Annotated in this window: 16 protein-coding genes and 1 pseudogene; 15 read left to right on the top strand and 2 right to left on the bottom strand. The window is 66.0% G+C overall.

Features of this window, described 5'->3' with window-relative positions; genetic code table 11:
• Nucleotides 1–7 precede the first annotated feature (7 nt).
• The 11 genes from ftsW (at nt 8) to G6N50_RS08185 (ending at nt 11,116) form a co-directional block, all read left to right on the top strand.
• Nucleotides 8–1,705 (top strand): putative lipid II flippase FtsW, encoded by a 1,698-nt coding sequence (gene ftsW / locus G6N50_RS08235; protein WP_083098769.1) that lies wholly within the window; start codon nt 8–10, stop codon nt 1,703–1,705.
• The gene (gene murG / locus G6N50_RS08230; protein WP_083098748.1) at nt 1,702–2,925 is read left to right on the top strand and encodes an undecaprenyldiphospho-muramoylpentapeptide beta-N-acetylglucosaminyltransferase; all 1,224 of its coding nucleotides are present in this window, start codon (nt 1,702–1,704) and stop codon (nt 2,923–2,925) included. Before ftsW ends, murG begins: the two co-directional genes overlap by 4 nt.
• Entirely contained in the window at nt 2,922–4,415 is a 1,494-nt protein-coding gene (gene murC, locus G6N50_RS08225) for a UDP-N-acetylmuramate--L-alanine ligase (protein WP_083098747.1), read from the top strand. Before murG ends, murC begins: the two co-directional genes overlap by 4 nt.
• Nucleotides 4,412–5,434: a cell division protein FtsQ/DivIB gene (locus G6N50_RS08220; protein ID WP_083098745.1), complete on the top strand. Its 1,023-nt coding sequence runs from the start codon at nt 4,412–4,414 to the stop codon at nt 5,432–5,434. The genes murC and G6N50_RS08220 overlap by 4 nt, the downstream gene beginning before the upstream one ends.
• A 280-nt stretch (nt 5,435–5,714) precedes the next feature.
• On the top strand, nt 5,715–6,875 hold the full coding sequence (gene ftsZ / locus G6N50_RS08215) for a cell division protein FtsZ (protein WP_083098766.1): 1,161 nt from the start codon (nt 5,715–5,717) through the stop codon (nt 6,873–6,875).
• 79 nt (nt 6,876–6,954) lie between these two features.
• Nucleotides 6,955–7,662 carry a peptidoglycan editing factor PgeF gene (pgeF, locus tag G6N50_RS08210; protein ID WP_083098743.1) on the top strand — a complete coding sequence of 236 codons (708 nt, stop codon included), beginning with the start codon at nt 6,955–6,957 and terminating at the stop codon, nt 7,660–7,662.
• A 5-nt stretch (nt 7,663–7,667) separates the two neighbouring features.
• Nucleotides 7,668–8,453, top strand: a complete 786-nt coding sequence (locus G6N50_RS08205; RefSeq protein WP_083098768.1) for a YggS family pyridoxal phosphate-dependent enzyme — start codon at nt 7,668–7,670, stop codon at nt 8,451–8,453.
• 66 nt (nt 8,454–8,519) lie between these two features.
• A complete protein-coding gene (locus G6N50_RS08200) occupies nt 8,520–9,164 on the top strand; it encodes a cell division protein SepF (protein WP_007770769.1) in 645 nt (214 codons plus the stop codon).
• A gap of 156 nt (nt 9,165–9,320) precedes the next feature.
• Nucleotides 9,321–9,611 (top strand): YggT family protein, encoded by a 291-nt coding sequence (locus G6N50_RS08195; protein WP_007770770.1) that lies wholly within the window; start codon nt 9,321–9,323, stop codon nt 9,609–9,611.
• 280 nt (nt 9,612–9,891) lie between these two features.
• A complete protein-coding gene (wag31, locus tag G6N50_RS08190; protein WP_083098742.1) occupies nt 9,892–10,689 on the top strand; it encodes a DivIVA-like cell division protein Wag31 in 798 nt (265 codons plus the stop codon).
• 91 nt (nt 10,690–10,780) lie between these two features.
• Complete coding sequence (locus G6N50_RS08185) at nt 10,781–11,116, top strand: SUR7/PalI family protein (RefSeq protein WP_083098740.1); 336 nt, start codon at nt 10,781–10,783, stop codon at nt 11,114–11,116.
• Nucleotides 11,117–11,148: 32 nt separating this feature from the next.
• Here the strand turns inward: G6N50_RS08185 and G6N50_RS08180 are convergent.
• Nucleotides 11,149–11,832 (bottom strand): annotated as a pseudogene (locus G6N50_RS08180) (phosphoribosyltransferase); the annotation flags it as partial.
• Nucleotides 11,833–12,233: 401 nt separating this feature from the next.
• Here G6N50_RS08180 and G6N50_RS08175 point away from each other — a divergent pair.
• Both G6N50_RS08175 and G6N50_RS08170 read left to right on the top strand, forming a co-directional pair.
• Nucleotides 12,234–12,938 carry a MerR family transcriptional regulator gene (locus G6N50_RS08175; protein ID WP_080691182.1) on the top strand — a complete coding sequence of 235 codons (705 nt, stop codon included), beginning with the start codon at nt 12,234–12,236 and terminating at the stop codon, nt 12,936–12,938.
• 131 nt (nt 12,939–13,069) lie between these two features.
• Complete coding sequence (locus tag G6N50_RS08170) at nt 13,070–13,693, top strand: hypothetical protein (protein ID WP_042911635.1); 624 nt, start codon at nt 13,070–13,072, stop codon at nt 13,691–13,693.
• Nucleotides 13,694–13,725: 32 nt separating this feature from the next.
• Here the strand turns inward: G6N50_RS08170 and G6N50_RS08165 are convergent, their stop codons facing one another.
• Nucleotides 13,726–16,551 carry a hypothetical protein gene (locus tag G6N50_RS08165; protein WP_142275733.1) on the bottom strand — a complete coding sequence of 942 codons (2,826 nt, stop codon included), beginning with the start codon at nt 16,549–16,551 and terminating at the stop codon, nt 13,726–13,728.
• 946 nt (nt 16,552–17,497) lie between these two features.
• Here G6N50_RS08165 and G6N50_RS08160 point away from each other — a divergent pair.
• Together G6N50_RS08160 and G6N50_RS08155 are read left to right on the top strand one after the other, a co-directional pair.
• Nucleotides 17,498–17,923: a PAS domain-containing protein gene (locus tag G6N50_RS08160; RefSeq protein WP_051445881.1), complete on the top strand. Its 426-nt coding sequence runs from the start codon at nt 17,498–17,500 to the stop codon at nt 17,921–17,923.
• Nucleotides 17,924–18,198: 275 nt separating this feature from the next.
• A complete protein-coding gene (locus G6N50_RS08155; RefSeq protein ID WP_133058024.1) occupies nt 18,199–18,807 on the top strand; it encodes a hypothetical protein in 609 nt (202 codons plus the stop codon).
• Nucleotides 18,808–19,172: the final 365 nt, after the last annotated feature.

The raw sequence follows: 19,172 nt of genomic DNA, 5'->3' as shown, positions 1-19,172 counted from the left end.
GGCGGGCGTGGGTAACGCACTGACCCGGCTGCTGGGCCGGGGTAAAGACAACACCGGGACCGCCACGGCTGAGCCCGGGCCGGCCGACGACGTCGACGCGGACGACGGCTTGAACGCAGCGTCCGACAAGCAGTCCGACAAGCAGGCCGACAAGCAGGTTGATAGAGCGCCCAAGGCCAAGAAGGACAAGGCCACCGCCGCAGAGGGCGGTACGCACGGCCGGTTCGGCGCCTGGCTCGGCCGGCCCATGACGTCGTTTCACCTGATCATCGCGGTGACCGCGTTGCTGACGACGCTGGGACTGATCATGGTGCTGTCGGCGTCGGGCGTGCGGTCCTACGATGCCGACGGATCGGCCTGGGTGATCTTCGGCAAACAGGTCCTGTGGACCGTGATCGGGCTGATCGCCTGCTACGCCTCGTTGCGGATGTCGGTGCGGTTCATCCGGCGCGTCGCGTTCGCCGGCTACGTCGTCACCGTCATCCTGCTGGTGTTGGTGCTCGTTCCCGGCATCGGCAACCTGGCCAACGGATCTCGTAAGTGGTTCGTGGTCGCGGGCTTCTCGATGCAGCCGTCCGAGCTGGCCAAAATCGCCTTCGCCATCTGGGGCGCCCACATGCTCGCCGCCCGTCGCCTGGAGCGGGCGAGCCTGCGCGAGTTGCTGATTCCGCTGGTGCCGGCGGCGGTGATCGCGCTGGCGCTGATCGTGGCGCAGCCCGACCTCGGACAGACGGTGTCGCTGGGCATCATTTTGCTCGCCCTGCTGTGGTACGCCGGCCTGCCGCTGCGCGTCTTCGTCGCCTCGCTGCTGGCCGTCTTCGTGGCCGGCGCGATCCTGGCCATGTCGGCCGGCTACCGGTCGGACCGGGTGCGGTCCTGGATCAACCCCGAGAACGACCCGCAGGACACCGGTTACCAGGCTCGGCAGGCGAAATTCGCGCTGGCGCACGGCGGGATCTTCGGCGACGGCCTGGGCCAGGGTGTGGCCAAATGGAATTACCTGCCCAACGCCCACAACGACTTCATCTTCGCGATCATCGGCGAGGAGCTCGGCTTCATCGGTGCCTTCGCGCTGCTGGTGCTGTTCGGGTTGTTCGCCTACACCGGTATGCGGATCGCCCGCCGCTCGGCCGACCCGTTCCTGCGGCTGCTGACCGCCACCACGACGATGTGGGTGCTGGGCCAGGCGTTCATCAACATCGGCTACGTGATCGGCATCCTGCCGGTTACCGGTATCCAGCTGCCACTGATTTCCGCCGGTGGAACATCCACCGCGGCAACGCTTTTCATGATCGGCATTATGGCCAACGCGGCCCGTCACGAACCCGAGGCGGTGGCCGCGCTGCGGGCGGGCCGCGACGACAAGGTGAACCGGATCCTGCGGCTGCCGCTACCCGAGCCCTACTCGCCGACGCGGCTGGAGGCGTTCCGCGACCGCAGGCGTGCCCGTCCGAAGTCGGCCGAGGCGAGCCGCAAGGGCGCGGGGGCGCCCGGGCGCACGGCGTCCCGCAAGTCCTCCCGCAAGGCCGACGCGTCGCTGCGGCCGGCGCTACCGCGAACGGCGGGCCGGCCGGCTCGCCAGACCGGGGGGACCGCCCGCTCACGGGCGAGGCATCATGGATCTGGCCAGCGCCGCGTCAGCCAGGCGGCCGGCCAGCGTCAGCCACGACGCGCTCGCGCATTGGAAGGTCAGCGTTACGGGTGAACGACACGGTCAACAAGCCGACCGGCGGGCGGGGGGTAAACCCTTCGCCCGCCGGTGCCGCGTTGTCCTCTTTTACCTCGCATAGGCCGCTGTCGGTCGTGCTGGCCGGGGGCGGAACCGCCGGCCACGTCGAACCCGCGATGGCCGTCGCCGACGCGCTGAGTGCTCTCGATCCGCAGGTCAGGATCACCGCGTTGGGCACCGCCCGCGGGCTGGAGACCCGGCTGGTGCCCGAGCGCGGCTATGACCTCGAGCTGATCACACCGGTGCCCCTGCCCCGCAAGCCCAGCGGCGATCTGGCACGGCTGCCCTCGCGGGTGTGGCGGGCGGTCCGGGAAACCCGTGCCGTGCTGAGGGCGGTCGACGCCGATGTGATCATCGGTTTCGGTGGGTACGTGGCGCTGCCCGCCTACCTCGCGGCCCGCGGGGTGGCGGGGCGCAAGCGCCGGGTCCCGGTGGTGATCCACGAAGCCAACGCCAGCGCCGGGCTGGCCAACCGGGTCGGCGCCCGCAGCGCCGACCGGGTGCTCTCCGCGGTGGCCGACTGCGGGCTGCCGCGCGCCGAGGTGGTCGGCGTGCCGGTGCGCGAGGCCATCACCTCGCTGGACCGCGCGGCGCTGCGCGACGAGGCACGCAGGTACTTCGGTTTCGCCGACGACGCCCGGGTCCTGCTGGTGTTCGGCGGCTCGCAGGGGGCCGCCTCGCTGAACCGGGCCGTCTCCGGTGCTGCCGCCGAGCTGGCCGCCGCCGGCGTGGCCGTCCTGCATGCGCACGGCCCCAAGAACGCGCTCGACCTGCGTGAATCCCGGCCGGGTGACCCGCCCTACGTGGCGGTGCCCTACCTCGACCGGATGGATCTGGCCTATTCGGCCGCCGACCTGGTGATTTGCCGGTCCGGTGCGATGACGGTTGCCGAGGTCTCGGCGGTGGGCTTGCCGGCCATCTACGTGCCCCTGCCGATCGGCAACGGCGAGCAGCGGCTGAACGCGCTGCCGGTCGTCAACGCCGGGGGCGGCATGATCGTCGCCGACGCCGATCTGACGCCCGAGTTGGTCGCCCGGGAAGTGGCGGCGCTGCTGGGCGATCCGCCGCGGCTGGCGGCCATGACCACCGCCGCCGCGCAAGTGGGACATCCCGACGCGGCGCGCCAGGTCGCCCAGGCGGCGCTGGACATCGCCAGGAAGGCGCAGCTCGGCCGCTCGGCCGGAGGAAAGCTGTGAACACCGAACAGCTGCCGCCCTCGCTACCCCCTGAGTTGCAAAGGGTGCACATGGTCGGCATCGGGGGAGCCGGCATGTCGGGCATCGCCCGCATCCTGCTCGACCGCGGCGGTCTGGTGTCCGGCTCGGATGCCAAGGAGTCGCGCGGCATTCACGCGCTGCGCGCCCGGGGTGCGCAGATCAACATCGGGCACGATGCGTCCTCGCTGGACCTGTTGCCCGGCGGCGCCACCGCGGTCGTCACCACCCACGCCGCCATCCCGAAAACCAATCCCGAGCTCGTCGAGGCCCGGCGCCGCGGCATTCCGGTGATCCTGCGGCCGGCGGTGCTGGCCAAGCTGATGAACGGGCGCACCACGCTGATGGTCACCGGCACGCACGGCAAGACGACGACGACGTCGATGTTGATCGTGGCGCTGCAGCACTGCGGACGCGACCCGTCGTTCGCGGTCGGCGGCGAGATGGGGGAGGCCGGCACCAACGCCCACCACGGCAGCGGCGACTGCTTCGTCGCGGAGGCCGACGAAAGCGACGGCTCGCTGCTGGAGTACACGCCCAACGTCGCCGTGGTCACCAACATCGAGACCGATCACCTGGACTTCTACGGCAGCGCCGACGCCTACGTCGCGGTGTTCGACGCCTTCGTGGAGCGGCTGGCCCCGGGCGGGGCGCTGGTGGTCTGCGTGGACGACCCGGGGGCCGCGGCACTGGCGCGGCGCACGGCCGAGCTGGGCATTCGGGTGCTGCGGTACGGATCCGCGGCGCAGGAGGGCGCGGACCAGTCCGGCGAACTGGCCGCCACGTTGTTGTCGTGGCAACAGCAGGGCACCGAAGCCGTCGCGCAGATCCGGCTGGCCCCCGAACTGGACCCAGAGCAGCACCCGACGGTGCTGCGGTTGTCGGTGCCCGGACGCCATATGGCGCTCAACGCGATGGGCGCGCTGGTGGCGGCGCTCGAGATCGGCGCCCCGGCCGACGCCGTGCTGGACGGCCTGCAGGGCTTCGAGGGCGTGCGCCGCCGATTCGAACTAGTCGGCAGCGCGGCCTCGGTGCGGGTGTTCGACGACTACGCGCACCACCCGACGGAGATCAGCGCGACGTTGGCGGCGGTCCGCACCCTGCTCGAGCAGAGCGGCGACGGCCGCGCCATCGCGGTGTTCCAGCCCCATTTATATTCGCGGACAAAGGCTTTCGCCGAAGAGTTCGGGCGGGCGCTGGACGCGGCGGACGAAGTCTTCGTTCTCGACGTCTACGGCGCGCGAGAACAACCGCTGGCCGGCGTGAGCGGGGCCACCGTCGCAGAGCACGTCAGCGTGCCGGTGCGCTATGTGCCGCACTTCTCCGCCGCCGCCGAGCAGGTGGCTGCAGCCGCCGGGCCGAACGATGTCATCGTCACCATGGGCGCGGGCGACGTGACCCTGCTGGGCCCCGAGATCGTCACGGCATTGCGGGTGCGGGCCAACCGCAGCGCCCCCGGGGCATTGCGATGACGCAGTCGGACGATCCCGTCCCGACCAACGTGGTCGGCGAACAGGCCGACCGTCAGCCGGCCGGCGACGCCGACGACAACGCGGCCACCGAACCGCTCGCCACCGGCGCCGGCTCGGATCGGACGGGAGCCGATGCGGGGGCCGATCGGCAGCGCGACCAAAGGGCCGATGAAGAGGCCGATAAAGAGACCGGTGAGGCCGAGGTCGAGGGCCCCCGCCGCCGCGCCCGGCGCGAACGGGCCGAACGCCGCGCCGCGCAGGCCCGCGCCACCGCCATCGAAGAGGCCCGCCGCGAGGCTAAGCGCCGCGCCAGCGGACGGCTGGTCAACGAGCCCAAACCCGTTGCGCGCGGCGTCGTTCGGGGCCTGAAGATGCTGCTGGCGACCGTCTTGCTGGTGATCGTCGGGATCGGGCTGGCGTTGATCCTCTATTTCACGCCCGCGATGTCGGCCCGCAACATCGTCGTCGTCGGCACCGGGGTGGTGACCCGGGAAGAGGTCTTGGACGCGGCGCGGGTGCGGCCGGGGACGCCGCTGCTACAGATCAACACCAGCCAGGTCGCCGACCGGGTGGCCGCGATCCGGCGAGTGGCCAGCGCTCGGGTGCAGCGCCAGTATCCGTCGGCGCTGCGGATCACCATCGTCGAGCGAGTCCCGGTGGCGGTCAAAGACTTTCCCGATGGCCCGCATCTCTTCGACCGGGATGGCGTGGACTTCGCGACCGGGCCGCCGCCACCGGCGCTGCCCTACCTCGACGTCGCCGACCCGGGGCCGAACGACCCGGCGACCAAGGCGGCGCTGCAGGTGCTGACTGCGCTGCGCCCCGAGGTCGCGGGCCAGGTCGGCAGGATCGCGGCGCCCTCGGTGGCCTCGATCACGCTGACGCTGGGCGACGGCCGGGTGGTGATCTGGGGGACCACCGACCGCACTGACGAGAAGGCCGAGAAGCTGGCTGCGCTGCTCACCCAGCCCGGCAAGACCTACGACGTGTCCAGCCCCGACCTGCCGACGGTCAAATAGCGATCTTTGTCACGTCGTTCGGGCCGACGCGCCGTCGAACAGCGCGCACGCCGCACCGGGCGGGAAAATTGCGCGAAATTTGCGGAACGCGTGTCGGCGCGCCTGCCGGGTTAGGGCCCGCCATACCCATACCGTTCTGGTTGCGCGGTACTACTTGACATAACTCTAACTCTATGGTTGAGGTTGAGGGTTTGCCAGAGAGGACCGCGAACGTCCGGAGGAGCCACCGCCGGTAGCCCATCACCGGGAGAACTAAGCCCATCAGGGAGGAAGACGAATGATGACCCCCCCGCACAACTACCTGGCCGTGATCAAGGTCGTGGGTATCGGTGGCGGCGGCGTCAACGCCGTCAACCGGATGATCGAACAAGGCCTCAAAGGCGTGGAGTTCATCGCGATCAACACCGACGCGCAAGCGCTGTTGATGAGTGATGCCGACGTCAAACTCGATGTCGGGCGCGACTCCACGCGTGGCCTGGGCGCCGGGGCGGACCCTGAAGTCGGCCGCAAGGCCGCCGAGGACGCCAAGGATGAGATCGAGGAGCTGCTCCGCGGCGCGGACATGGTCTTCGTCACCGCCGGCGAGGGCGGCGGGACCGGGACCGGCGGGGCGCCCGTCGTCGCCAGCATCGCGCGCAAGCTGGGTGCGTTGACCGTCGGCGTGGTCACCCGCCCGTTCTCGTTCGAGGGCAAGCGGCGCGGCAACCAGGCCGAGAGCGGCATCTCGGCGCTGCGCGAGAGCTGCGACACCCTGATCGTGATTCCCAACGACCGGCTGCTGCAGATGGGCGACGCCGCGGTATCGCTGATGGACGCCTTCCGCAGCGCCGACGAGGTGCTGCTCAACGGTGTGCAGGGCATCACCGACCTGATCACCACGCCGGGCCTGATCAACGTGGACTTCGCCGACGTCAAGGGCATCATGTCCGGCGCGGGCACGGCCCTGATGGGTATCGGTTCCGCACGCGGCGAAGGCCGTTCGCTCAAGGCCGCCGAAATCGCCATCAACTCACCGCTGCTGGAGGCCTCGATGGAGGGCGCCCAGGGCGTGCTGATGTCGATCGCCGGCGGCAGCGACCTGGGTCTGTTCGAGATCAACGAGGCGGCCTCGCTGGTGCAGGACGCCGCCCACCAGGACGCCAACATCATCTTCGGCACCGTGATCGACGACTCGCTGGGCGACGAGGTGCGCGTCACCGTCATCGCCGCGGGCTTCGACGCCGCCGGCGCCGGCCGTAAACCCGTGATCGGCAGCAGCGCCGACAGGGAGGAGAAGACCGGCGGCGCGCACCGGATCGAGTCGGCGAAGGCGGGCAAGCTCACCTCGACGTTGTTCGAACCGGTCGACGCGGTCAGCGTGCCGGTTCATACCAACGGATCGACATTGAATATTGGCGGCGATGACGATGACGTCGACGTGCCGCCGTTCATGCGTCGCTGAGATCATGCCCGTGACCCTGGACCCCCGATCGGAACAGTCGGGGCCGCCTGGCCGACACGGAATCTTCGATACTGGTCATGTGAGCGTTCGCGTCCGGCGGGTGACCACCACCCGCGCCGGTGGTGTCTCCAAGCCGCCCTTCGACACCTTCAACCTGGGCGACCACGTCGGTGATGACCCGGCGGCGGTGGCCGAAAACCGGACCCGGCTGGCGAAGGCGGTCGGACTGCGCCCCAACCGCGTGGTGTGGATGAACCAGGTCCACGGCGATCGGGTCGAGGTGGTCGACGGGGCGCGAGGCAGCGCGGTCGACGACACCGACGCGTTGGTGACCCGCACGGCGAGACTCGCGCTGGCGGTGGTGACCGCCGACTGCGTTCCGGTGTTGATGGCCGATGCGCGTGCCGGGGTGGCCGCGGCGGTGCACGCCGGCCGGGTCGGCGCCCAGCGCGGCGTGGTGGCCCGGACGGTGGAGGCGATGCTGGCGCTCGGCGCGCAGCCCGAAGACATCACGGCCCTGTTGGGCCCGGCCGTCAGCGGCCGCAATTACGAAGTGCCCGCCGCCATGGCCGACGAGGTCGAGGCCGCGTTGCCGGGCAGCCGCACCACCACCGCCGCCGGAACACCCGGACTGGATCTGCGGGCCGGAATCGCTTGCCAGCTAAGGGATTTGGGTGTGACCGCAATCGACATCGATGCGCGGTGCACGGTGGATGACCCGGCATTGTTCAGTCATCGCCGGGACGCGCCGACCGGCCGGCTGGCCTCACTGGTCTGGATGGAGTGACCTCGATGGCGGTAGGAATACCAGCCCCGGGCAGTCGAAGCGACCGCGAATCGGAATTGACCCACGCATTGGCATCGGTGCGCTCGCGCCTTGCGGCGGCGGCTGAAGCGGCGGGCCGCAACGTCGGTGAAATCGAAGTCCTACCGATTACCAAATTCTTTCCAGCAACCGATGTTGTGATTTTGTCCCGATTGGGTTGCCGGGCCGTTGGCGAATCGCGGGACCAGGAGGCGACGGCGAAAGTGGCCGAAGTCACTCGGCTGCTGGCGGCGCCCGAGCGGGCGAACGTGGGAAATCCGCGGTGGCACATGGTCGGTCATATCCAGCGGAATAAGGCCCGATCGGTGGCGCGCTGGGCGCATACCGCTCACTCGGTGGACAGCGCACACCTGGTGACCGCGCTCGACAAGGCGGTGGGCGCGGCCCTGGCCGAGGGCAGCCGCACCGACCCGATGCGGATCTACGTCCAGGTCAGCCTCGACGGCGACGAGTCTCGCGGCGGCGTCGACATTTCGCGACCGGGCGCCGTCGACGAAGTGTGCGACCAGGTCGAGGAGTCCACGAACCTGGACCTGGTCGGGCTGATGGGGATCCCCCCGCTGAACTCGGACCCCGACGAGGCCTTTGACCGGCTCCGATCCGAGCATCGGCGGGTCCTCGAGTCGCATCGCAACGCGGTCGGGTTGTCCGCCGGCATGACCAACGACTTCGAAATCGCCGTCAAACACGGTTCGACGTGTGTGCGTGTCGGTACCGCGCTATTGGGTCCGCGGCGGTTACCGTCACCGTAAGTAGTCACTGCAGTAACAGCTTTATCACTAACACCAGTACTCCCAGGGGCTAGAAGGGTCAACGCAATGAGCACACTGCACAAAGTCAAGGCCTATTTCGGTATGGCCCCAATGGACGACTACGAGGACGAGTATTACGACGACCACGCTCCGTCCCGTGGTTTTCCGCGCCCGCGATTTGACGACGGATACGGTCGCTACGAGCAAGACGACTACGACGATCCGCGCCGCGAGCCCGCCGACTACCCGCCGCCCGCCGGCTACCGCGGCGGCTACGGGGACGAGCCCCGCTACGGCGCCGTCCACCCCCGCGAGTTCGACCGGGGCGAGCGGGGCGGGCCGCGTTTCGGGTCGTGGTTGCGCAACTCCACCCGCGGAGCGCTGGCGATGGACCCGCGCCGCATGGCGATGATGTTCGAAGAGGGCCACCCGCTGTCCAAGATCACCACGCTGCGGCCCAAGGACTACAGCGAGGCCCGCACCATCGGCGAGCGTTTCCGCGACGGCACCCCGGTCATCATGGACCTGGTGTCGATGGACAACGCGGACGCCAAGCGGCTCGTCGACTTCGCCGCCGGCCTGGCCTTCGCGTTGCGCGGCTCCTTCGACAAGGTCGCGACCAAGGTGTTCCTGCTCTCACCCGCCGACGTGGACGTGTCCCCGGAGGAACGCCGCCGGATCGCCGAAACCGGCTTCTACGCTTACCAATAGGCGCATCCGCCGTCGGCTTCGCCGCGGTAGTTCGGTTTCTTGGGGAACTGAAGGGGCCACGTGAGATAAGGCCTCTCACCCAGAGTCGGTAGGCTGGCAGGCGCCGCGCTGGTCCGCGGCGCTTGGCATCTCATCGTTAAGGTCGGGGCACTTCAGTTGGTGTTGTTCTTTCAGATCCTCGGGTTTGCGCTGTTCATCTTCTGGCTGCTGCTCATCGCTCGGGTCGTCGTTGAGTTCATCCGCTCGTTCAGCCGGGACTGGCATCCCACCGGGATCACCGTGGTGGTGCTGGAGATCATCCTGTCCATCACCGATCCGCCGGTGAAACTGCTGCGCAGGTTGATCCCGCAACTCACCATCGGGGCGGTCCGCTTCGACCTGTCGATCATGGTGCTGTTGCTCGTCGCGTTCATCGGCATGCAGCTGGCCTTCGGCGCCGCGGCGTAGCTCCCTAGGCGCCCCGGAGGCCGCGAGCGGCCCCTCGGCGTGGACCCATTCCGGCCCGGAGACGGTACGGGCACGCTTTAGCATCGGTTTGGTTCCGTCGATTTAAAACTTCTAAGGTTTCGGATTTTATTGGCCTCAATGTTTGAAATTGGCTCTTATTTATTGGGCTAATCAGCAACGGTCGCGCCTGGTGTGACAGGATGGACGGCAGTTGCGCTACGGCTACCACTGCGTTCTACACTTTCCAGAACGTTCGACAGGAACTTGAGGGGACGAAACAATGCCGCTTACACCAGCCGACGTCCACAATGTGGCGTTCAGTAAGCCACCGATCGGCAAGCGCGGCTACAACGAAGACGAGGTGGATGCCTTCCTCGATCTGGTGGAAGCCGAGCTGACGCGACTCATCGAGGAGAACAGCGATCTGCGCCAGCGGATCGAAGAGCTGGACCACGAGCTGGCCTCCGGTGGTGGCTCGGTCACTCCGGCGGCTGCCGCCGCGCCCACCCAGGCGATTCCCGTCCCCGAACCGGAGCCGGCCAAGCCGGCGCCGGCCGCAGCCCCGGCCGCGGCGGTGAGCAACGAGGAACAGGCCATGAAGGCCGCCCGGGTGCTGACGCTGGCGCAAGACACCGCCGACCGCCTGACCACGACCGCCAAGAACGAGTCGGAAAAGATGCTGGCCGACGCCCGCGCCAATGCCGACCAGATTCTGAGCGAGGCGCGCAGCACCGCCGAGACCACGGTCACCGAGGCACGGCAGCGCGCCGACGCAATGCTCGCGGATGCACAGACCCGTTCGGAAACCCAGTTGCGGCAGGCCCAGGAGAAGGCCGACGCCCTGCAGGCCGACGCCGAACGCAAGCACTCCGAGATCATGGGCACCATCAACCAGCAGCGCACCGTCCTGGAAGGCCGCCTCGAGCAGCTCCGGACGTTCGAACGCGAATACCGCACCCGGCTCAAGACCTACCTGGAATCTCAGCTCGAGGAACTCGGGCAGCGTGGGTCGGCGGCACCGGTGGACTCCAGTGCGGATGCGGGCAGCTTCGACCAGTTCAACCGGGGCAACAACTAGCCTTTCGGGCGTGCCGTTCACTCGCCGAGCCTCGGGGTTGGCACACTAGGTCATGAAACCGCCGTCCCGCTCGTTGCTTGGAGGATGACTGATGCTCATCATTGCGCTGGTATTGGCCCTGATCGGGCTCGTCGCGTTGGTGTTCGCGGTCGTCACCAGCAATGAGCTGGTGGCCTGGGTGTGCATCGCCGCCAGCGTGGTGGGCGTGGTGCTGTTGATCCTCGACGCGCTGCGGGAGCGCCAGCGACGTGACCTGGGCGGCGACGAAGCGGAGGACGCCGGCGAGGCCCAGGCCGACGAGGACGACTACGTCGACTACCCGGAGGAAGTCCCGGCTGAGGGCGAACCGGCGGCGACCGAGGAGACGGCGCAGACCGAGGAGTCTCGGGTCGCGGCCGAAGGCCGCGGCGACGAGCCCGCCAAGTAAAACCCCTCGTCGCCCGTGGGGCGGGTCCGCACTCAGCTGGTCGGCGTGGTGAGCAGTTCGCGCACTTCGTCGTCGCTGATCTGATGGAAGTCGTCGTAGACCTGCCCGACCGCTTCGAATCCGGGCGGCATCGTCGCACACACCACGTCGTCGGCCTCCTGCGCGAGCTCGCGGCACGTCGACTCCGGTCCCACCGGAACGGCGACCACGATCGACCTCGGGCCGGCGGCTCGAATGGCGCGCACGGCGGCGAGCATGCTTGCGCCCGTTGCGATTCCGTCGTCGACCAGGATGATGATCCGGTCGCGCAGGTCGGCGACCGGGCGACCGCCCCGGTATGCGTGTTCGCGCCGGAGCAGCTCGGCCGTCTCGTTGTCGATCACCTCGCGCACCTGCTGGTCGGTGACGTGCAGGCTGGCCAGCACGTCCTCGTTCATCACCACGCCACCACCGCTGGCCAGTGCGCCCATTGCCAACTCCGACCAGTGCGGCACTCCGAGCTTGCGAACCAGGAAGACGTCGAGCGGGGCCCCCAGGGCCGCGGCGACCTCCCAGGCCACCGGCACTCCGCCGCGGGCCAGTCCCAGCACCAGCACGTCGTCGCGGCCGCGATAGGACGTCAGTTCCCGCGCCAGCGCGCGTCCGGCCTCGCGTCGGTCGACGAACGTCTTCAATGATGTCCGCCGGAAAAAACCACTCGATGGGTTCATTCGTTTACGCTCCCGGCTGCTGGGCCTCATTCCAGGCTACGTGCGGTGGCAAGACCGGGGGCGGCGGACGCGACCGGCCCGCCATACATCCCTGCAGGTGTGTGGCGGTGGGCTGTCGGCGACGGTCCCCAGGGGCGTCTGCCCGCCACCGAAGCGGCATACCGTCAGTAGATACGGGTGTGATCGTGGCTGCGCAGCTCAACACACTCCATCGGCTCGGAAATGAACTCAAGCGTCCATTTCGCTCGCCTCAGTCGGGTGTCCGAGGGGGGAGTTGTCCACCTGCGACACGAGTTGAGACCTTCCAACTCGGTCGTTGACGGAACGGCCGATGGCCATCGTCATGAGTTTGAGCTGCATATATTGCGTAAATGCGTCCTCTGGTCGACTATATATGTGTGAGTGAGATGACGGCTGTGGCAGGTGCGGAGATCCTGGGGGTTTCGGCGCGGCAGGTCGCGCGGCTTGCCCGTGCGGGGGAGTTGACGGTGACGCGGACGGTTGGCGGTGCGTTGTTGTTGGATGGTGCGTCGGTGCATCGGCTGGCAAACCAGGTCCGCCACAATGGGCGCCCATGGACGCCGGCCACGGCGTGGGCGGCACTCGCGTTGCTCTCCGGTGAGCGTGTGGATTGGCTGGACGCCTCGGCGTTGTCGCGGCTGCGGCATCGGCTGCGGGCTGGCGGCGCGTCGCAGTTGTGTTGGATGACGCGTCGCCGCGCGTCGGTGCTTCGGATGCGTGGGTGGGGCACCGATACCGGGCTGCTGGCCTCGGGAGTCAGTGCATTGCACGATGAGGCGATGTCGCAGCTGTTCGATCTCACGGCTGTCGATGGGCGAGTCGAGGGTTATGTTCGTGCTCGCGATTTGGCCGGCGTGGTCGGCGCGGCCGGGCTTATCGATGACGTGGGGGGTGACGTGATCGTGCGGGTGGTGCCTGAGGATGCCGGCTACGCGGTCGACCACATCGTGACGGCCGCGGTGGCGGTCGACTTGGCCGAGTCGCTGGACACCCGTGAGTCTGCTGCGGGGATCGGTGTCCTGGAGGATCTGCTCGACCGGTTTCGTTCCGGTGACACCGGCCGGCGCGTGTCGGGACGACGGGACCGATGAGTCCGCAGGCCGAGAATCGACCGCTCTGGCAGGTGGATGCCCCGGCCGGCGGATGGCCGTCGCCGTGGCCGCAGCTCGTCGAGATCGCCCACGCCGTCCCCTGCACGCAGTGGACGCTGGTGGGTGGATTGATGGTGCAGCTGCATGCGGTGCGGGCGGGGTTGCCGCTGACCCGCGCCACGCGTGATGTGGACATGATCCTGCACATCGAGACCGGAGCGGCGACATTTGGTGGTGTCCGGCGTGACTTGGAACGCCTCGGATATCGCCTGCGTGAACCCGTCGGCAGCGGGCCGGTACACCGTTTCGTCCGTGGTGCTGGCGACGGCGAGACGGTCGATGTCATGGTGGCCGATCGCCTTCCGCTCAAGCTTCATCCGAAGGTGTTGCAGCGGAAGGTGTTTGCCGTCCCGGGTGGGACTTCGGCGCTGCGCAAGACGGTCAACTGTGAGGTGACTGCCGGCGCGGGCGCCGTCACGCTCAGCATTCCTGACGTGCTGGGCGCGTTGGTGCTCAAAGGCGCTGCCTACCTGGATGACTCGCGTGATCGCGGTCGCCATCTCGATGACGCGGCAGTGCTGGCCTGCGCAGTGACCGATCCGGTTGGTGATCGCGCTCGGATGATTGGCAGCGACCGCAAACGTATCGCCGCGCTGTGGACGATGCTCAGTGATCTTGGCCATCGATCGTGGATAGCTACGGGGACAAACTCACGACGAGGGCACGCAGCACTGCGAGTCCTGAGCGGCGGCTGACAATCCTGGGTGTTATCAGTGCTTCGAGTGTCCTAGCTGTCGGGAGGAGCTCCTCCCGACAAATCGCTGAGTTGGTTGTATCGCGCAAGTACGCGCTCCAGCGCGGATTGGAGACGATCGCGATGTGCGGGCAGCGTAGGGATCACCCGGTGGAGTTCTCGGCCAACTTTCTTCAAGGCTTCGTGCATGGATAGAAGTACGTAGTTGGCGTGCACGCTGGTGGAGACGAGAGCGTCAGTCGCGGCTAGCGCATTGTCGATATCGTCAGTATGGAGTTGGCACACGATCATCAACGCGTCGAGGAGCACGCCGTTTTCGATTGACTCATTGGCTTCCCGCCATAGGAGTACGTGACGAAGGAGTTCCTCAAACTGCCCCGCCTCGTAGAGACGATTCGCGAGATTGTTCTGTATCGCACCGCCAGGATTCGCAGAGGGGTCACTGTCCGCGATGCCGGCGAGTTCGGTCCGCGCTCCGGCTAATAGCGGCGAATTGCGGTGCAGATCGGTGCGATTGAGGTAGCTGAGGGTCTCGGCGGCGATTACGTAGCCGAACCTGCGTTTCGACTCGTCCGCGCTGGCTGTAGCTTCGCGAACCGCGACCAGGAGTGGGTTCACGAGTGTGGAGACCATCTCCGGGGCTGCCTCGCCGATGGATAGATCGCCGATCATGTTGCTGAGAATCTTGGCTCGGATGAGTCGCGCATGTTGCTCATGCAGCCACGGCGCCAGGTCCTGTGTTGCGGCATGACCGAGTTCAAGTGCCTGCTGCAGCCTGCCACGACTCGCTGCGCACGTGCTGAGCTCGGCGCGCAGAAGTGCTTTTGCGTAGGTGAATACACGGAGACTCTGCCTCGACATCGATGATAACGGCTCGTTCTCCGCGATGAGCGCCAGAAGATCATCGGCGTGGACGCGAAGCTGTTCGACTGCGAAGAATTCGCCTTGGTCGCGCAACTTTCCCAGCCACCCGACAAGGAAGTACATGAATACGGTGCACTGGGACTCTAGATAGCCGTGGGGTACAGCGGCCAAGTATGACCGGCGGAGAATGTCGTGTACGAGGGGATGGACCGCAACCGTCTCACTGACGGGTGTGCGGTTACCTTCCCCGTCGTTCACAACTCGCTGAGCGATGGACTGCGTGCGCAACGCAGACAGAACTCCCCGACGAACAGCTTGATCTACCTCGGTTGGTACCGGGAGGTTCGCAAGATCGACGTAGACTGATTCGTCTGTCGCCTGCAGAACGAAGTTGAGTGGCAACAGTTCTGGTGCAAGCAGACAGCCGATCTCCACGACGGCCCGCGCCGACCTGCCGTACACCTGCCCGGTTCGCGTGCCTTTTGCCAAGCTGCGGGCGGCATGCTGGATAGCTGCAAACGCCGTCGACGGGAAGCCGGGCGGTATCGATGCATCGTCGGCGAGCGCTTCCAAATCGCTGAAGTACTGCAAAGCCAACTCGTCGAGTTGACCCTCAGTGTTCTTGAAGTAGATCGCAGACATGCTCACAGCCAAGGGCACCAGACCCAAACGGACAACAATCTCGCGGATCGAATCGCGGGCACGGTCGAGATCTGCGGGCCCGATATCCGCATACGCTGCAAAGCAATCGATGGCTTCATCTTCGGTGAACTCAGCCACTTCGATAACCGGAGCAGTTGGCCACCAGTTGAGACTGTTATTGGATGCGACGATAATCGAGCCGTAACCTCGCGACGGGATGTATTCCTCGATATCTGTGCGGTTTTGGAGTCCATCGAAGATGAGCAACCAAGGGCCCGGGTGGCGGCCGAGGATGCCGGCGAACACCGGCCCGATTGTCGTGCCACCTGGGACGGTCTCGTTCAACTGCTCAATCAGATTGCGGATCTGCGGTTCGATGAAGTCAACGTCGCGACAGTCGACCCAACATATGAACGCGTACGAGATGGCTTCAATATGGCAATAGTCCGATGCAAGAACGGTTTTCCCGTTTCCTGTCCGGCCCGCTAACACCACGCGAGAAGGAGTCGACACTTCCTTCGTAAGGTCGAGATGGCTTTGAATCCCATTGAGGTAGCCCAGCCTGGGAACGGTCGACAGATAGTTGGGGATGTTGGTAATCGGTAAGCCCCAATCAAATCCGCCGGCGACTTGCGCGATCGCTGCGTCCGGCATGACGAGCTTGTCGAGGAGATCGAGGGCGGAAATTCTGCTTGGTTCTGTCCCCGCCGCAGCGCTGAAGATGAAGTCGACAAGGATCGAGACCAGCAGCTGGCAGGTGACGGTGCCTGGCGAGCGTCCACGCTCCACGCGGAAACCTTTGATCAACTCCGTGATTGAGTCGAACAACTCAGCCGTGCTTCGCGAGTCGAAGATGATGCGCGGTTCCGCAGCTCCAACAGGTGCCTGCGGGCCCGACGGCCAGGTGTACTCCGTCCGGCTCGCATAGGTCGTTTGCTCTATCGCCGCGTCGGCCAGGACGGGCGAGAGGGGCTTGTTCGTGAGCAGAATTCTCTCTTCAGCGGGGTGGATCACAAGTCGGTCGAAGACTTCTCCCGCAGCAGCCGGTTGCAGTGGGTGATCATCGGGCTCAGAGGACGACTTCACCTGCACGTTGTGCGATGGCTCGTCGTCGATCTCGACCGCGAAGTCGACTACATCGTCGTCTTTGCCATCGTCCTTCCTATGCAGCGGCTCGATCACCAGCGTCGTGTGCGGTATCAGAGCGAGGTTATTTCGAAGGAAGCCCAAGACGTATTCGGCCGTTACGAGGTACTGGTACCTGAGACCGAAGGCTGCGATACCACCGCCGCCCAACGCGACCATTCTGCTCCCCGTCGTTGTCAGGTACTTGGTCGCCAGACTATCCACCACAGTCCGGCTGAACCTTTACGTCCGCCAGTGTCACCAGGACGCGGCGCATTGAATCGCGGTGAGTCCGGAGACATGTCGAAGCAATTCACGGTCCTCTTGAATCCGTTACTAATCGGCAGGTCTGATCGCCTGCGACCTCGGTGGTCGCAGTGGTGAGTTCTTCGCGGCGGTGCTTTCGCCGCCGGCGTTAGTTGTGGGGGTCCGTGTCGGTGTCGAGTGGACGTAAGCAACCACGAAAAATCCGCTCCGATGCAGTTCGGAGCTGATTTACGGACACTGCCAGCTAACAAGATTGTGTCCGAGGGGGACTTGGCCATCTGCGACACGGGTCGAGACCTTTCAACTGAGTCTGACCTGACCAGTCGAGTTTGCGACGTGAGTCATCGGGCGTGCAGTGGATGCAAGCGTAGCGATCTCTCGTGCTGTTGCAGAGGGGGCGCACCGCTGCCACAACCGTGAGCATGGGCGTAGCTTCCCGAATCAGGGCGCCGACGCCGGTCCTTGATCAGACAAACGGACTTCAGATCGTCCTCGGGAAGGTCCGCCCGTTCCGCCTCGCCGAGGCTCATCTACAGACCTCTAATCATTGCTCAGCATCAGTAATCACTGCTCAGCATCAGGCGGTCTGACGGGTCACGTCGGGTCGGTTCGGGGTCGAAAAGATCAGGAGGTGGGGCCACATCCGTTTACGGACATAGACATGTCGGCTCGGTGAGCTACGAAGAATCATGCATTTGACATGAATTATCTCTGTTGCTAGGAACAGATTATCGCGACCAGCCAGATCACACTCGGAGCGCAAAGCCAGTGTCGAAAAGTGCAAACTATGTCGGGAGCTCGACAAAGATGGTGACGATTCCGATGTGCTACGTGACCCCGGAGGCTTCGCCGCGCCCACACGCCAGCCCAGACAGAGGCTTCTGCGGTGCGGGCAGGAGGTTGTGAAGTGGTTGACGACTTCGATGACGCCGCTGTGGTGGCTGGCACGGCGCAGCGGGTCGGTCGGTTCCGGTTTTTCCTTGATGGCCAGCGCTGGGAGTGGTCAAAGGCGGTTGCCCGGATGCATGGCTATGAGCCGAGAACGGTGACACCGACCACCGAGCTGCTCCTGCTGCACAAACATCCCGACGATCGCCAGCAAGTCACGGCTGTTTTGGATCGGGTGCTGCAGGGGGAGCCCTTTAACAGTCGGCACCGCATCATTGACACGGCCGGGCATACCCGCTTTGTGGTCGTGGTGGGTGACAGCATGGTCGACGAGTCGGGTTCGGTCATCGGCACTTCGGGGTTTTACCTGGATGTCACCACGGGCGATTCGGGAGGACATCACCACGACGATCTCGGAGACGGCGGTTGCGCGGGGGCAGATTAATCAGGCCCACACAGGTGTTCATCGTCGCCTACGGCGCTCGGGCCGCGCGCCTTCGATATCTTGGTGGCTGTTCCCAGGCGACCAACATCAAATTTCGACAATGGCGTGACCCTGCCCGATCGACTGGCCCGAGTCGATCACGCACTGTTCAGCATCGACTTGCACCACCTGCGGCCCGTCCGACGCCTGCAGGGCCGTTCGACGTAGCCAGGTTCTCGGGAGACGACCGCCTACCGGCCCAGGCCGTGCTTTCAGCGCAAACCTGCCCTTACAGCTTGTGGAAGTTTTCCGCTTGTGTTATCAGAAATATATGTCTGCAGCCATCGATCGTTATCCCTGATCGGGAGGTGGAGTCCCAACACCGCAGTAACGGTGAACTGGCGTCGGCAGCGACGGCCTGGGCCGAAGATCTGCCCGCGGCGGCTCGCGCGGCAACAGAGGCTTTTGTTTATTTGATGCGCCAATACCGGGTGCGCCCCTATGACATCGCCACGACTTGTAGTTCACGATTCGCGGATCGCGACGCGCCGCCCGCAGGGCGCTCTCACTTTGAGATCGTGTGCCATTTCGACGTGGCGGCACCATTTTGGCCCTTGACCGCCGACGCCGATCAGGTCTGCGGTTACGCCATTAGCTCCGATGGGCACTGCATCCGGTATGAGCGAACGTCCTTCTCAATAAGCCCGTATGCCTTCGGGTTTATTGAGCAGCGGGCTGAATTCGCCCCCGGCTGCCGAGAAGTGATCCGCCGCGCGACAGCAAGCAACCCTGCCTTCGTGTGCAAGGTGCTGCCTGCCCGCTCCGCTGTTCATGTTATCGCGAAGTATCTGATTGATGCAGCAGTGACACTAATCGAACGCCGCGGGCCCTTGGCGGTCGAGTAAATTATCGGGTGGGGTGCAGTGGGGCCAATGACCAGGCCGATTGGGTCGAGATGTGATCGGACAGCCTTACTTGCCGTCAACTTCTTTATGGCCGACATGTCGGCCGGCATGGGCCCGTTTTTGGTGTGGTGTTGCAGAGTCGTGGTTGGGGCACCGCCGCTACCGGTATGGTGGTCACCCTGGGTGCCATTGTTGGCATGGTCGCGGTCGCACCGGCGGGAGCGCTGGTTGATGCGACCACGCGCAAGCGGGCCTGTGTCGTCGCCGTCGGCGCGTGCACGGTGACGGCCTCTGCGCTGATCCTCTCGGCGCGACAGTTTTGGGTCATCGGTGCTGCGCAGGCCGCCATGTGTATTGCTGGGGTG

It is taken from the genome of Mycobacterium mantenii, from assembly GCF_010731775.1.
GTDB classification, from domain to species: Bacteria; Actinomycetota; Actinomycetes; order Mycobacteriales; family Mycobacteriaceae; genus Mycobacterium; species Mycobacterium mantenii.
This window is presented reverse-complemented; position numbering and strand designations above follow the sequence as displayed.

Excerpts from the sequence above, each read along its gene's own strand:
- G6N50_RS08205 (WP_083098768.1), top strand. The coding sequence starts at position 7,668 with ATGGCGGTAGGAATACCAGCCCCGGGCAGTCGAAGCGACCGCGAATCG.
- G6N50_RS08200 (WP_007770769.1), top strand. The coding sequence starts at position 8,520 with ATGAGCACACTGCACAAAGTCAAGGCCTATTTCGGTATGGCCCCAATG.
- ftsZ (WP_083098766.1), top strand. The coding sequence starts at position 5,715 with ATGACCCCCCCGCACAACTACCTGGCCGTGATCAAGGTCGTGGGTATC.
- G6N50_RS08175 (WP_080691182.1), top strand. The coding sequence starts at position 12,234 with ATGACGGCTGTGGCAGGTGCGGAGATCCTGGGGGTTTCGGCGCGGCAG.
- wag31 (WP_083098742.1), top strand. The coding sequence starts at position 9,892 with ATGCCGCTTACACCAGCCGACGTCCACAATGTGGCGTTCAGTAAGCCA.
- G6N50_RS08185 (WP_083098740.1), top strand. The coding sequence starts at position 10,781 with ATGCTCATCATTGCGCTGGTATTGGCCCTGATCGGGCTCGTCGCGTTG.
- G6N50_RS08170 (WP_042911635.1), top strand. The coding sequence starts at position 13,070 with ATGGTGCAGCTGCATGCGGTGCGGGCGGGGTTGCCGCTGACCCGCGCC.
- G6N50_RS08220 (WP_083098745.1), top strand. The coding sequence starts at position 4,412 with ATGACGCAGTCGGACGATCCCGTCCCGACCAACGTGGTCGGCGAACAG.